This window comes from Bradyrhizobium sp. USDA 326 (genome assembly GCF_049739485.1).
Classification (GTDB): domain Bacteria; phylum Pseudomonadota; class Alphaproteobacteria; order Rhizobiales; family Xanthobacteraceae; genus Bradyrhizobium.
Window position 1 is genome coordinate 6453816 of the sequence record NZ_JBMGQA010000001.1, and the last position, 15613, is coordinate 6469428.

A 15613-nucleotide genomic window follows, 5' to 3' on the forward strand; every position below is an offset into this window, starting at 1 on the left:
CAGCTCGTCTCTTTCCGAACCATCCTCCGGAGAGAAACTTTGCAGAGCAGTCTCGGCGCGCGCGCATACCAGAACGCGCGATTGCAGAAGAAGTTGAGGAAGCAGGCGGACGCCGTCATGTCCTTCGCGATCGAGGCACTCGGGCAGGGCCGACTTGCCGAGGCCGAGGAACTCTGCCGCGAGATTTTGAAGGAGGTTCCGGATCATTTCCACGCCACGCACCTGCTCGGCTTGCGCGCGTTCGACGGCGGCCGGCTCGATGAGGCGGAATTTCTGCTCGAACGTGCGGTTGCGCTAGAGCCGCGTTCGCCCGATGCCCATGGCAATCTCGGGGCCGTGTATTTCGCGGTCGAGAAATTTCAGGACGCCCGCGCATGCCAGGAGAAAGCCATTGCGCTGAAGCCGAATTGTCCCATCACCCTGACCAATCTCGGCAATACGCTGCTGCACATCGGCCTTGGCGAAGACGCGATCGGGCTGCACGAACGCGCACTCAGGCTGAAGCCGGACTATGCCGACGCATTTTGCAACCGCGGCATGGCGGAGCTAATGACCGGCAAGTTCGAACGCGCCAAAGAGAGCTTCGATCGCGCCCTGTCGTTACAGCCGCGTCATGCCGAGGCAATCGCCGGCAAGGGCATGGTGAGCCTCGAACTCAGGCACTTCGAGGAGGCGGCCGCCGCCTTCGACGCAGCGCTAGCGATCAAGCCGGGGTCATCGAGGATTCTGCTGCAGCGCGGACGGCTCAATTTAAGCCGGTCTCGGCTGGAGCAGGCGGCCGCGGACCTCGATGCCGCGCTGGCACAATCGCCACGTCTCGAGCTCGCGCTGTGCTGGAGGGCGCAAATCGACATCCTGGTGGGGAACACGGCGCGGGCGATGGTGGGCGTCAAGACGCTGCTGGAGGTCAATCCGCGATCCGAGATGGGATTGGCGCTCCTTGCGGCTTGCCATGTGAACCAGGGAGACATCGCGACTGCGCTCGAGCATCTCGATGCGGCGCTGGAGATCGCGCCGGACTTTCCGGAGGCGATCGGATACAAGATCTTCGTGCTGGATTATCTGCCGCAGGCCGACTTCGTAGCCCAGCAGGCGGCGCGACGATACTGGTGGGATGCGATCGGCGCCAAGCTTCCGCGAAGGACGCCGGCGCTGCGCAATCTCGATCCGGACCGGCGGATCGTGATCGGCTATGTCGCGTCCGAATTCAGGCGCCACTCGGCAGCGTACTCCCTGTTGCCGGTGCTGCGCCATCACGATCACGCCAGGTTCAAGATCGTCTGCTATTCCTGCTGGCCGTCGCAGGACGAGATGACCGAACGGTTCAAGCCTTTGGCGGACGTCTGGGTCGATGCCGCGCAGCTTTCGGACGACGAACTGGCCGATCGCATCCAGGCCGATGGCATCGATATTCTGATCGACGTGTCGGGGCATACGACCGGCAGCAGGCTCCACGTCTTTGCCCGCAAGCCTGCGCCCATCCAGGTCACGGGTTTCGGGCATGCCACCGGGACCGGCCTTCGGACCATGGACTACGTGCTCGCGGATCCGATCTTCATTCCGCCATCCGCGCGCCATCTGCTGGCTGAGAAGGTTCACGATCTGCCGTGCCTGATCACGATCGATCCCATCCTGGATGCGCAGCCTTCGGAGCTCCCCATGCTCCGCAACGGCCACGTGACCTTCGGCGTATTCAACCGCATCTTCAAGATCTCGGACGAGGCCATCGGTGTGTGGTCGAAGGTGATGCGCACGGTGACCGGATCGAAGATCATCATCAAGAACGGACTGCTGGACGATCCCATGCTGCGCGACCGCCTGATTGCGCGGTTCGTCGAACAGGGTATCGCCGAAGACAACGTCGTCTGCATGGGCTCGACCCCGCGCGAGGAGCATCTGCGGGCTTTTGCTGATGTCGACATTTCGCTGGATACCTTCCCGCAAAACGGCGGCATCAGCACCTGGGAATCGCTCTATGCCGGCGTTCCCGTCGTCGCCAAGCTCGGGAGCGGCGCCTCGTCGCGCGCCGGCGGGTCGATCCTTTCTGCCGTGGGTCTTGGCGACTGGGTCGCCGAGGATGACGACGGCTATGCCGCACTCGCCTGCAAATATGCGGCGCAGCCCGCCCATCTGGCGAAGCTGCGCGCAGAATTGCCGGCCCGGATCGCAGCCTCGCCTGCCGGCAATGTCGAGACCTACACGCGCAAGGTCGAGGCGGGGTATCGCCAGTTCTGGCGGGACTATTGCGTCGCGGCCCCGGAAGGCGGGGACGTAGCGTAGGCCGGGGCGAGTCTTGCCCCGAGCACCGGGAAACCCCGGGGCTTCGCTGCTCCAGCCGACCGGGCGGCCTTCGCGGCGAATCAGCTAGACTCTCCATGCGGCCATCCTTCGGAGAGCAACCTTGCAGAGCAGCGGCGCCGGCGCCCGCGCATTCCAGAACGCGCGATTGCAGAAGAAACTGGTTAAGCAGGCGGATGCCGTCATCTCCGCCGCGGCGAGCGCCTATGGCCAGGGCCGATATGCGGAGACCGAGGCGCTTTGCCGCGGGATCCTGAAGGCGCTTCCGGATCATTTCGATGCCACGCATTTGCTCGGCCTGTGCGCCCATGACGGCCGTCGCCTGGCCGAGGCGCAGCAGCTGCTCGAGCGTGCGATTGCGCTCGATCCGCGTTCGCACGAAGCCCACAGCAACCTCGCGACCGTGTACTTCGACCTGAAGAGATTCGAGGATGCGCGCAGGTGCCAGGAGAGGGCGATCGCGCTGAAGCCGAACTTTCCGCTCGCGCTGACCAATCTCGGCAATACCCTGCTGCACATGAAGCTCGCCGAGCAGGCCATCGAACTGCACGATCGCGCCATCAAGCTGAAGCCGGACTATGCCGATGCGTTCTGCAATCGGGGCATGGCCGAACTGATGATGGGCCAGTTCGACCGCGCCAGGGAGAGTTTCGACCGCGCCCTGTTGTTTCAGCCGCGTCATGGCGAAGCGATCGCCGGCAAGGGGATGCTGAGCGTCGAGCTCCGGCACTTCGACGAGGCCGAAGCCGCGCTCGCGGCGGGACTGGCGATCAAGCCCAATTCGGCGAGGATGCTGGCCCAGCGCGGACGGCTCAACTTCGATCTGTCGCGGCTGCCGCAGGCCGCCGCGGACTTCGATGCCGCGCTGGCGCAATCGCCCACGCTCGAGCTGGCGCTGCGCGGGAAGGCGCAAGTCAACATTCTCCTGGGGAATACGGCGAAGGCGATTTCGGCCGTGAAGACCTTGCTCGAGGAAAATCCGCGCTCCGAGATCGGCATGGCACTGCTGGCGTCGTGTCATGCGAGCCAGGGAGACATCGCGACGGCGCTCGAGCATCTCGACAAGGCGCTGGAGCTCAGGCCGGACTATGCGGACGCCATCGAGCGCAAGATTTTCCTGCTGGACTACCTTTCGGAGGCCGGTTTCGCGGTCCAGCAGGCGGCGCGAAAATCCTGGTGGGATGCGGTCGGCGCCAATTTGCCGCGAAGGACGCTCGCGCCGCGGGAGCTCGATCCGGACAAGCGGATCGTGGTCGGATATGTCGCGTCTGAATTCAGGAACCACTCGGCCGCGCTCACCTTGTTGCCGGTGCTGCGCCATCATGATCACGCCAGATTCGAGATCATCTGCTATTCCTGCTTTCCGTTGCCGGATGAGATGACCGAACGCTTCAAGCCTTTGGCGGACGTCTGGGTCGACGCCGGACAGCTCTCGGACGACGAGCTGGCCGATCGTATTCAGGCCGACAAGGTCGATGTGCTGATCGACGTATCAGGCCACACGACCGGCAACAGGCTCCATGTGTTTGCCCGGAAGCCCGCGCCCATCCAGGTCACGGGTTTCGGACATGCGACGGGAACCGGCCTTCAGACCATGGACTACGTGCTCGCCGATCCGGTCTTCATTCCGCATTCGGCGCGCTATCTGCTGGCCGAGAAGGTTCACGATCTGCCATGCCTGATCACGATCGAGCCCGTGCTGGACGTGCCGATGTCGGAACTGCCCATGCTCCGCAACGGCCATGTGACCTTCGGCGTGTTCAACCGCATCTACAAGATCTCGGACGAGGCCATCCTTGTGTGGTCGAAGGTGATGCGCGAGGTGCCCGGATCGAAGATCATCATCAAGCACGGACTGCTTGACGATCCCTTGCTGCGCGACAGCCTGGTCGCGCGGTTCGTGGCGCACGGCATCGCCGCAGAGAATATCACCTGCATGGGCTCGACCTCGCGCCACGAGCATCTGCTGGCCTTCGCGCAGGTCGACATCTCGCTCGATACCTTCCCGCAGAACGGCGGCATCAGCACGTGGGAATCGCTCTATGCGGGCGTTCCGGTCGTCGCCAAGCTCGGCCATGGCGCATCCTCGCGCGCCGGCGGCTCCATCGTGGCGGCCGTGGGTCTCGAGGACTGGGTCGCCGAGGACGACGAGGGTTACGCCGCGATCGCGTGCAGATATGCGGCGCAGCCGGTTCATCTGGCGAAGCTGCGGGCGGAACTGCCGGCTAGAATCGCGGCCTCGGCCGCCGGCAATGTCGAGATCTACACGCGCAAGGTCGAGGCGGGCTATCGGCAGTTCTGGCGCGACTATTGTGCCGCGGCCTCGGAACGCGGCGAAGTCGCATAAGCGTACCGAGCTGGGGATGCCTTGCGGCGCGCCTCGCCGACGTAGGATTGCTGCGATGATTAGACGAAGGGCGGCTTGATGTTGCTGCGCTTCTCCAACCACTCAGGCACCGGCAGGTTCTTGGCCCGCATGAAGTCCGCGTTGAACAGCTTCGACAGGTAGCGGCTGCCGGAATCGCACAGCACGGTGACGATCGTCTTGCCAGGCCCGAGCTGCTTGGCAAGGCGCATCGCGCCGACGACGTTGATGCCGGTCGAGCCGCCGAGGCACAAGCCTTCATGCTGCAGCAGCTCGTAGATCGCGCTGACGGCTTCGGCATCGGGAATGAGATGAGTATCGTCGACCTTGGCTGTCTCGACGATCGCCGTGGCGCGGTTGAGGCCGATGCCCTCGGTGATCGAGCCGCCGGGCGTCGCCTTGGCCTCACCGGTCCTGAAATATTCGTACATGCCGGCGCCGTGCGGATCGGCGCAGGCGATGCGGATGTTCTTGTTCTTCTCTTTCAGATAGCGGCTGACGCCGGCCAGCGTGCCGCCGCTACCGACCGAGCAGACGAAGCCGTCGACCTTGCCGCCGGTCTGCTCCCAGATCTCGGGGCCGGTGGATTCGTAATGCGCCTTGGCATTGTCCAGATTGTTCCACTGATCGGCAAACAGTACGCCGTTCGGCTCGGTCTTGCGCAGCTCGTCGGCGAGCCGCCGGCCGACATGCTGGTAGTTGTTGGGATTGGCATAGGGCAGGGCCGGCACCTCGATCAGCTCGGCGCCGCACAGCTTCAGAAAGTCCTTCTTTTCCTGGCTCTGCGTCTCCGGGATCACGATCAGGGTGCGGTAGCCGCGCGCGCTCGCCACGACCGCGAGCCCGATGCCGGTATTGCCGGCGGTCGCTTCCACCACGAGACCGCCGGGCTGGAGCTCGCCGCGCTTCTCCGCCTCCAGGATCATCCATTTGCCGGCGCGGTCCTTGACCGACTGGCCCGGATTCATGAACTCGGCCTTGCCGAGAATGGTGCATCCGGTCAGTTCCGAGGCGCGCTTCAGCTTGATCAGTGGGGTGTTGCCGATGGCTTCGACAACGTCATTTCGAATGGTCATGTCAGGGGAAATCACTACAAGGGGTTGATCAGCTTTGGCCAGAACCTAGTGCCTGGGAGCCCAAAGGGGAAGGCTTTTGCGCTGCGGCGAACCGGACCGAAACGCCCGCCCAGACGGTGATATTCCGAGAGGCGAGTCCGGCGATGATGCGCTCGGGCACGAGGCCGGATATCGATAGGAGGAAATGACCGAACTCCGTCAGAGCACGAAACGATGACGCTCGTCATGAGCGGTCTTGCGAGCAATTTTTGCCGTGGGCGAGACGGGTCGAGTTCGCAGCATGGGCAGCGTGTGGAAAGCCGACGAAATATCGGCACGATGGACGGCTTGGCTTTCCGCAAATTGACGATCTTGTGAGGTGACCAGAGGACGCGACCGGGCCGAAGCCGCGTGGTGCAGTCGGATTGAGGGGCTCAGCACCGGGGTGTGGCAGCAATATCACATGAAATCTTGGTAAGCTTGATCAGGCTTCCCGACGTTTCGTATTGAGAAAAATCACTGCGAGACAAGCACATTTTGTACCCTTGTTAGTTCGCTGCCCGCTCATTGGCACGGGCATCTCGCAACTGCGGCACTGTCCCCCTGTTCCGCGTCCGGCTAGTATGAAGCTCAAGGTTCCGCAGAAAGCATCGCCTGTGAACGAGTTGCCAAAAGCCCCCCGACCGTCCTGCCGCGAATCGGCTAATCCGGCTGCGCGGTGGCGGCTCGATCTGCCCGGCGGGGGGTGGATGTGACACAGCATGTTCCGGCGATCGCCGTACGGCGGTCTCTAGGGTCTGCATTTCGGGCGCGTTGGCTTGCGGTACTGTGCCTCACCATCGGCTCGGGTGGTTGTGTGCTGACCCAGGATCTTCCCGATCCCGCGCTCGACGTTCCCACGCAGTACAAATATGCGGGCAAGCGTGATGCGCCGCCGTCGCTGGATTGGTGGCGGGGCTTCCGTTCAACCGAGCTGACGCAGCTGATGGAAGAGGCGCAGACCGTCAACCTCGACATCGCCGCCGCCGTTTCGCGCATCGTCCAAGCCGATGCCCAGGCGCGGCAGGCGGGCGCGGCGCTGCTGCCGAGCCTGTCCACAGCCGGCTCGGAAACCTATTCGCGCACCTCGGGTTCGAGCGCTTCCGGTCTGTCCATCGGCGGGCGCGAGGTCGTCAATTATTCGGCCTCGCTCAGCGCGAGCTATCAGCTCGACTTCTGGGGTCAGAACCGCGACGCGCTGCAGACGGCGGAGGAGACCGCGAATGCCAACCGCTTCGATCGCGACACTGTCGCACTGACGACGCTCGCAGCGGTCGCCAACGCCTATTTCCAGGTGCTGGCCTCGCAGGATCGCATCAGGACCTCACAGCGCAACATCGCGAGCGCGCAGCGCATTCTCGATGCGGTCAGGGAGCGCCGCAAGGCCGGTACCGGCACTGATCTCGATGTCGCCCAGCAAGAGAGCGTGCTTGCGAACCAGAAGGCCCTGGTGCCGCCACTGCGCCAGACGCTCGACCAGAACATCAACGCGCTCGCGGTGCTGGTCTCGCGCCCGCCGGAGAGCGTGCGCGTGCTCGGCGGCTCGCTGGACCGGATCGCGATCCCACGCGTGACGCCCGGCCTGCCGTCCGAGCTGCTGACGCAGCGCCCCGACATTCGCCGGCAGGAGGCCCAGCTCGCCTCGGCCACCGCGAATATCGGCAATGCCCGCGCGCAGTTCTTTCCGACCATCCAGCTCACCGGTAATGGCGGCTATCAGAGCTCGGCGCTTGTCTCGCTGTTCCAGCCGCACGCGGCCTTCTTCCAGCTCGTCGGCAGCGCCACGCAGCCGATCTTCGACGGCGGCAGGATCCTCGGCAATTTCGAATTTGCCAAGGCGCGGCAGGACGAGCTGCTCCAGACCTACCGCAAGACCATCGTCCAGGCCTTTGCCGACGTCGACAATGCGCTTTTCTCGATCAAGCAGACCACGATCCGGCTGCAATTGCAGCGCGATGTCGTTGCGGCCTCGCGCCGCGCCTTCGACCTGTCGGAGCAGCAATTGCGCGCCGGCACTGCCGACATCGTGACCGTGCTCAACACCCAACTGACCCTGTTCCAGGCGGAAGACGTGCTGTCGCAGGCCCAACTCGCACGGCTTCTCGCCATCGTCAGCCTGTACCAGGCGCTCGGCGGCGGTTGGGAGCCGCGAATGGAGAAACCGGTCAATGCTCTTTAAGCCGGATACGAAGCAGGGCGCGGAAGAGGGGACGGCGAACAAATCGCGCGGCCGCGGCTTCGTCATGACCCTGATCACGCTCGCGATCCTGGGCGGCCTTGGCTATCTCGGCTGGATCGTCACGCATCAGCAGCAAGCCAACAACCGCAATCAGCGCCCCGATCTGCCGGTGCCCGTGCTGGCCGCAACGCCGCGCATCCAGGACGTGCCGGTCTATCTCGACGGCGTCGGAGCGATCCGCGCGCTCAACACCGTGACCGTGCGCTCGCAGGTCGACGGCAAGCTGATCGCGGTCAACTTCAAGGAGGGCCAGGACGTCAAGAAGGGTGACGTGCTCGGCGAGATCGATCCGGCTATCTATCAGGCGCAGTACGACCAGGCGGTGGCCAAGAAGGCGCAGGACCAGGCCCAGCTTGCCAATCAGCGCATCGATCTCGCCCGCTACGAGCAGCTCGCCGCCTCCAATGCCGGCTCCAAGCAGCAGGCCGATACCCAGCGCGCGCTGGTGGCGCAGACCGAGGCGCTGGTGAAAGCCGACCAGGCCGCGATCGACAACGCGGCCGCGACGCTGAGCTACACCAAGATCGTGGCGCCGATCTCGGGCCGGGTCGGCCTGCGCCAGGTCGACCAGGGCAACATCGTCCACGCCTCCGACACCACCGGCCTCGTGGTGATCACGCAATTGCAGCCGATCGCGGTGTGGTTCAGCCTGCCGCAGCAGCAGATCATGCGCGTCAACGCGGCTGCCGCAAAGGGCCCGCTCGCGGTCGACGTGTTCGGCAATGACGGCATCGCCGTGATCGACACCGGCAAGCTCACCGGCATCGACAACCAGGTCGACCAGACTACCGGCACGCTCAAGCTCAAGGCCGAATTTCCCAACGCCAATTACCAGCTCTGGCCGGGCCAGTTCGTCAATGTCCGCCTCAAGGTCGAGACCTTGACGCAGGCGTTGGTGGTGCCGACCTCTGCGGTGCAGCGCGGTCCGATCGGGACCTTCAGCTACGTCATCGGCGAGGACAACATCGTCTCGGCCAAGCCCGTGACGGTGACCCAGCAGAACGAGCATGACGCCGTGGTCGCCAGCGGCCTGTCGGCGAGCGACAAGGTCGTGACCACGGGCTTTGCCAATCTGTCCGATGGATCCAAGGTGATGGTGGGCCGCGACGACCAGACCCCCTCGGCGGATCTCGCTCCGCGCAAGCGCTCGCGCGGGCCTGACGCCCAGAAGAAGGATGGTGCCAAAGAAGGCCAGAAGGATTCGCAAGGCAAGGACGGCGAGTTCCGTGCCAAGCGGAAGAGCAGCGAAGGCGACCAGAAGGGACAGACCGGGCCGGCACCGCGGCCGGGGGCATCGGGAAGCGGAGCCAAGCAGCCATGATCCCGACAACAGCCGCTTGAAGCGGCAGGCAGATCCCATGGGTGTCTCCGAACCCTTCATCCGACGGCCGATCGCGACCTCGCTGCTCGGCATTGCGCTCATGATCGGTGGGCTGCTGGGCTATTTCGCGCTGCCGGTCTCGGCGCTGCCCCAGGTCGATTTCCCGACCGTGCAGGTGACGACGCAGCTTCCGGGCGCCAGCCCCGACGTCATCGCCTCACTGATCACCGCGCCGCTGGAGCGGCAGCTCGGCCAGATCCCGTCGCTGTCGGCGATGAACTCGACCAGCTCGTTCGGCGTCAGCCAGATCTCGCTCCAGTTCGACCTCAACCGCGATATCGACGGCGCGACCCAGGACGTGCAGGCCGCGATCAACGCGGCGGCCGGCGTGCTGCCCAAGACGCTGCCCTATCCGCCGACCTACGCCAAGGTGAACCCGGCGGATGCGCCGGTGATGACGCTGGCGCTGCGCTCCGACACGATCTCGTCGCGCGTGATGAGCGACATCGCCGACACCATTCTGGCGCAACGCTTGAGCCAGATATCCGGCGTCGGGCGCGTGTCGGTGCTCGGCGGGCTGAAGCCGGCCGTACGCATCCAGGCGGATCTCGCGCGCCTTGCCGCCTACGGCATCGCCATGGAGGATCTGCGCACAGCGATCGCCAATGCCAACGTATCAGGGCCGAAGGGCTCGCTCGACGGCGCGCAGCAATCCTATATCATCGCCGCCAACGACCAGATCGCCGCCGCAGACGCTTACAAGCCGGTGATCATTGCCTATCGCAACGGCTCGCCCGTCACCATTGGCGACGTCGCCCAGATCGTCGACGGCCTCGAGAACGACCGCACCGGCGGCTGGTACCAGGGCACGCCGGCCGTCATCATCGACATCCAGCGCCAGCCCGGCGCCAACGTCATCGACGTCGTCAGCCAGATCCGCGCGGAAATCCCGAAAGTGCAGCGCGCGATTCCGGCCGGCGTGAACCTCACGATCGTCTCCGACCGCACCGTCACCATCCGCGCCTCGGTGCGCGACGTGCAGTTCACGCTGGTGCTTGCCGTCGTGCTGGTGACGCTGGTGGTGCTGCTGTTCCTGCGCTCGCTGCGCGCCACGCTCATTGCAGGCGTCGCGCTGCCGCTGTCGCTGATCACGAGCTTCGGCATCATGTATTTTGCCGGCTTCAGCCTCGACAATCTCTCGCTGATGGCGCTCACGATCGGCACCGGATTCGTCGTCGACGACGCCATCGTCATGATCGAGAACATCGTCCGCCACATGGAGAACGGCGACAGCGCGATGGAGGCCTCGCTGAAAGGCGCCAGCGAGATCGGCTTCACCGTGATCTCGCTGACGGTGTCGCTGATCGCGGTGTTCATTCCGCTCTTGTTCATGTCGGGTCTCGTCGGGCGCATGTTCCGCGAATTCGCGCTGACCTTGACCATCGCGGTCGTGACGTCGGCGGTGGTCTCGCTGACGCTGACGCCGATGATGTGCTCCCGTTTACTCAAGCATGCCCATCAGGAGCTGGCGGTGCCGGGATTGGCGGCGATCAGCCGTTTCATCGACCGCACGGTCGACGCCTATCACAGATCGCTTTTGTGGGTCCTGGAGCGCCAGCGCGCCACGCTCGTCGTGACCTTCGCCACGCTAATCGCCACCCTGGTGCTCTATGTCGTCGCGCCGAAGGGGTTCCTCCCGCTGCAGGATACCGCCTCGATCACGGCGGTGACGGAGGCCGGACCCGACGTCTCGTTTGCGGAGATGAAGAAACGACAGGCCGAGGCGGCCGACGCCATCAGGGCCGACCCTGATGTGGTCGGCGTGGTCTCGGTGATCGGCGCGGGCTCGGTCAACCCGACCACCAATGTCGGCCGGCTCGTCATGAGCTTGAGGCCGCGCGGCGAGCGGCGCGAGGACGTCACAGGCGTCGTCGCCCGGCTGAAGGAGCGGGTATCAGCCATCCCCGGCATGACCGTCTATTTCCAGCCGGTGCAGGACGTGCAGATCTCGACCCAGTCGAGCCGTTCGCAATACCAGTACACGCTGACCGGCACCGATGCGACGCTGGTCTCGGAATGGGCGCGCAAGCTGGTTGCGGAGATGCGGCGCGATCCCTTGTTCCGGGACGTCTCCTCCGAGGCGCAGGAAGGGGGCTTGCGGGCCCAGCTCGATGTCGACCGCACCCGCGCCGGTCAGCTCGGCGTCAGCCTCCAGGCCATCACCGACACGCTGAACGACGCCTTCGCGCAGCGACAAATCTCGACCATTTACGGGCAGGCCAACCAGTACCGCGTGGTGCTGGAGGCGTTGCCGATGTACCAGCGTGATCCCTCGATCCTGTCAAAACTCTATCTGCCGGGGGCCGCCAGCAGCACCGTCGGCGCGCCCAGTGCCCAGGTGCCGCTCTCGGCCGTGGCGACGCTGAAGCGGACCACGGCGCCGCTGGCGATCTCGCATCAGGCGCAGTTCCCGTCCGTGTCGCTCAGCTTCAACCTCGCACCGGGCGCGGCGCTCGGCGACGCCGTCGAGGCGGTCAAGGCCATCGAGACCCGGATCGGCATGCCCAACAGTATCGTCGGCGTCTATGCCGGCGATGCCGCCGAGTTCGCCAGGGCGCTTGCCGGACAGCCCTGGCTGCTGCTCGCCGCCGTCATCACCATCTACATCGTGCTGGGTGTGCTCTATGAGAGCTACATCCATCCGATCACGATCCTTTCGACGCTGCCCTCGGCCGGCGTCGGTGCGATCCTGGCGCTGATGCTGTTCGGTCAGGACCTCTCGGTGATCGGCCTGATCGGCATCATCCTCTTGATGGGCATCGTCAAGAAGAACGCGATCATGATGATCGACTTCGCGCTGGAGGCCGAGCGCGGGCAGGGGATGTCACCCAACGAGGCGATCGTGCAGGCCTGCCTGCTGCGCTTCCGTCCCATCATGATGACGACGCTGGCGGCGCTGTTCGGCGCGCTGCCGCTCGCGATCGAGAGCGGCACCGGCGCCGAGCTGCGCTTTCCGCTCGGCATCTCCATCATCGGCGGCCTGCTACTGAGCCAGCTGCTGACGCTCTACACCACGCCGGTGATCTACCTCGCGCTCGACCGCATCAACCGCCGCCTCGAGCAGGCGCTGCCGCCGGCCGAATCCGGGGGACCGCCGGTCGCAGGCGCGACCGAGGGGATGCAGTGATGGCATCGATCTCGGAGCCCTTCATCCGCCGGCCGGTCGCGACCACGCTGCTGTCGATCGGGCTGTTCCTGCTGGGTGTCGTCGCCTACCATTTCTTGCCCGTCGCCTCGGTCCCGAACGTCGATTTCCCCGCCATCTTCGTCTCGGCCAGCCGGCCCGGCGCCGACCCGTCGGTGATGGCGGCCACGGTGGCTTCGCCACTCGAGCGGCGGCTAGGCGAGATCGCCGGGATCAACCAGATCACCTCGACCTCGACCCTCGGCACGACCAGCATCCAGCTCCAGTTCGACATCGGCCGCAACATCGACAAGGCCGCACGCGACGTCCAGGCGGCGATCAACGCCGCGATGGTCGACCTGCCAAGCGACCTGCCGACGTTGCCGCGCTTCCGCAAGGCGAATACGGCCGGCGCGCCGGTTTTCGTGCTGGCGCTGACCTCGAAGACGCTGTCGGCGAGCGCGATCTACGACGTCGCCGACACCGTGCTGGCGCAGCGCATCTCGCAAGTGCCGGGCGTCGGTGACGTCACCGTGTCCGGCGCCGACCAGCCGGCCGTGCGGGTGCAGCTCAACCCCGTGGCGCTGTCGAACGCCGGGATCGCCACCGACGACGTCCGGACCGCGATCATCAACGCCAACCCGCTCGGTCCCGTCGGCATTTTCGAAGGCGAGCGTCAGAGCGAGACGCTGGCGCTCAATCGGCAGATGCGCACCGCGAAGGAGTTCCGCGACATCCTCATCAAGAGCTCCAACGGCAATTTCGTGCGGCTCTCGGACGTCGCCGACATCGAGGATTCCGTCCGCAACGCCCGCTCGATCGCCTGGTTCAACAAGCAGCCGGCAGTCCTGATCCAGATCACCAAGCAGGGTGATGCCAACGTCATCGACACCGTCGACAGGGTGAAGGCGCTGATCCCCGCGCTGAAGCAGTGGATCCCGGCCGGCGTCGAGATCTCCACTTTGGTCGACCGCACCGGCACGATTCGCGCCAGCGTGCTGGACATGCAGTGGACCCTGCTTGCGACCGCGTTCCTGGTGATGGCCGTGGTGTTCGTGTTCCTGCGGCGGCTGACCCCGACGATCGCGGCCGGCATCTCGGTGCCGCTGGCGCTGGCCGGCACCTGCGCCGGCATGTGGGTCGCGGGCTTCTCGATCGACAATCTGTCGCTGATGGCGCTGGCGATTTCCGTCGGCTTCGTGGTCGACGATGCCATCGTCATGATCGAGAACATGTATCGCAATCTCGAGCAGGGCATGCGGCCGTTCCGGGCGGCGCAGGAGGGCGCGAAGCAGATCGGATTCACGGTGGTCTCGATCAGCCTATCGCTGATCGCCGCCTTCACGCCGTTGATCTTCATGGACGGCATCGTCGGCCGCCTGCTGCGCGAGTTCTCGCTGACGCTGACCTTCGCGATCCTGGTCTCGACGCTCGTGTCGCTCACGGTCACGCCGATGATCTGCGCCCACTACATCCGGCAGACCACGTCCAGCACCGCGACCCTGTTCGACCGCCTCATCGAGGGGTCGCTGACGCGCATCGTCGCCTTTTACGCCAAAACCCTGCGCGCCGTGCTGGACTACCCGCTGGCGACGCTGCTGGTGTTCTTCGCCACCATCGGCCTCACCGTGACGCTCTACATCAAGGTCCCCAAAGGCTATTTCCCGACCGACGATTCCGGCTTCGTCATCGGGGCGACGCGGGCCTCGGCCGACATCTCGTTCCAGTCGATGCTGGGCCTCCAGCAGCGGCTCGCCGACATCGTGATGAAGGATCCCGCCGTGGCCGGCATCGGCTCGACCGTCGGCGCCGGCGGTGGGCCGGGGGGAGCGACATCGAACCGCGGCATCATGTATATCAGCCTCAAGCCGCCGGAGGAGCGCGACCACGTCTCGACGGAGGTTGTGATCGACCGTCTGAGACGCGCGCTGTATCCTGTGCCCGGCATCCGCCTCTTCATGTTCGCCGCCCAGGACGTCCGTGCCGGCGGCCGGCAGAGTGATTCCAACTACCAGTACACTCTGACCAGCACCGACCTTGGTCTGCTGCAGAAGTGGGCGCCGATCGTCGCCAAGCGCATGGAGAGCGTCGAGGGCATCACCGACATCTCCAGCGACCGCGATCCCGGCGGGCTTCAGTTGACCCTGAGCATCGATCGACAAAAGGCCTCGGCGCTCGGCGTCAGGGTGCAGGACATCGACAACGCGCTGAACAACGCCTTCTCGCAGCGGCAGATCTCGATCATCTATACCCAGCGCAACCAGTACATGACCGTGCTCGAGATCGATCCGAAATTCCAGGTCGACCCATCCAACCTCGATCGTATCTATGTCGCGGGCGCCGGCGACGCGCAGGTGCCGCTGTCGGCCGTGGTGCACGCGAGCCGCGGGCTCGCCGCGCTCGCGGTCTATCACTCGCAGTCGTTCCCCTCGACCACGGTGTCGTTCAATCTGCTGCCGAGCGTGCAGCTGCAAGCGGCGACCCAGAACATCCAGCGTGCGGTGGAAGAGTTGCATATGCCCGAAGGCATTCGCGGCAGTTTTGACGGCAATGCCGGGGATTTTGCCAAGACCAGCGGCCGGCAGCCGCTTCTGATCCTCGGTGCGTTGGTGGCGATGTACATCGTGCTGGGGGTGCTCTATGAGAGCCTCGCCCATCCGCTCACAATCATCTCGACGCTGCCCTCGGCGGGGCTCGGCGCGCTGCTCGCGCTTCAGCTCACCAATACGCCGCTGACCGTGATCGCCTTCGTCGGCATCATCTTGTTGATCGGCATCGTCAAGAAGAACGGCATCATGATGGTGGATTTCGCGCTTGACGCCGAACGCCAGCGCGGCCTGTCCTCGGCGGAGGCGATCTTCGAGGCCTGCCAGACGCGCTTCCGGCCGATCCTGATGACGACCATGGCGGCGCTGTTCGCCGGCATTCCGCTCGTGGTCGCGACCGGCCCCGGCACGGAGCTGCGCCGCCCGCTCGGCATCACCATCATCGGCGGCCTGTTCGTCTCTCAGATCCTGACGCTCTACACCACGCCCGTGATCTACCTGTTGATCGACCGCCTGCGGCGGCGGTCCGAGCCGCGTCCGCTGGCGGCACCGGCGGAATAGGTTGT

7 protein-coding genes are annotated in these 15613 nt (G+C 65.1%); 6 read left to right on the forward strand and 1 reads right to left on the reverse strand.

Going from position 1 to position 15613, the window contains the following annotated elements:
• Positions 1-39: 39 nt before the first annotated feature.
• Together ABIG06_RS30420 and ABIG06_RS30425 are read left to right on the forward strand one after the other, a co-directional pair.
• Positions 40-2280: a tetratricopeptide repeat protein gene (locus tag ABIG06_RS30420; RefSeq protein WP_370139698.1), complete on the forward strand. Its 2241-nt coding sequence runs from the start codon at positions 40-42 to the stop codon at positions 2278-2280.
• A gap of 121 nt (positions 2281-2401) precedes the next feature.
• A complete protein-coding gene (locus ABIG06_RS30425) occupies positions 2402-4645 on the forward strand; it encodes a tetratricopeptide repeat protein (RefSeq protein WP_424578467.1) in 2244 nt (747 codons plus the stop codon).
• Between the two features lie 59 nt (positions 4646-4704).
• Here ABIG06_RS30425 and ABIG06_RS30430 read toward each other — a convergent pair whose 3' ends face one another.
• Positions 4705-5739, reverse strand: coding sequence for a cysteine synthase A (locus ABIG06_RS30430; RefSeq protein WP_370139700.1), 1035 nt, complete (start codon positions 5737-5739; stop codon positions 4705-4707).
• Positions 5740-6463: 724 nt separating this feature from the next.
• On the opposite strand from ABIG06_RS30430, the gene ABIG06_RS30435 reads away from it, so the two are divergent.
• The 4 genes from ABIG06_RS30435 to ABIG06_RS30450 are packed head-to-tail and all read left to right on the forward strand — an operon-like array spanning position 6464 to position 15608.
• Positions 6464-7936 carry an efflux transporter outer membrane subunit gene (locus tag ABIG06_RS30435; RefSeq protein ID WP_370139701.1) on the forward strand — a complete coding sequence of 491 codons (1473 nt, stop codon included), beginning with the start codon at positions 6464-6466 and terminating at the stop codon, positions 7934-7936.
• Positions 7926-9317, forward strand: coding sequence for an efflux RND transporter periplasmic adaptor subunit (locus tag ABIG06_RS30440; protein WP_370139702.1), 1392 nt, complete (start codon positions 7926-7928; stop codon positions 9315-9317). The genes ABIG06_RS30435 and ABIG06_RS30440 overlap by 11 nt, the downstream gene beginning before the upstream one ends.
• 37 nt (positions 9318-9354) lie before the next feature.
• Positions 9355-12504 (forward strand): efflux RND transporter permease subunit, encoded by a 3150-nt coding sequence (locus tag ABIG06_RS30445; protein ID WP_370139703.1) that lies wholly within the window; start codon positions 9355-9357, stop codon positions 12502-12504.
• On the forward strand, positions 12504-15608 hold the full coding sequence (locus ABIG06_RS30450) for an efflux RND transporter permease subunit (protein ID WP_370139704.1): 3105 nt from the start codon (positions 12504-12506) through the stop codon (positions 15606-15608). Before ABIG06_RS30445 ends, ABIG06_RS30450 begins: the two co-directional genes overlap by 1 nt.
• Positions 15609-15613: the final 5 nt, after the last annotated feature.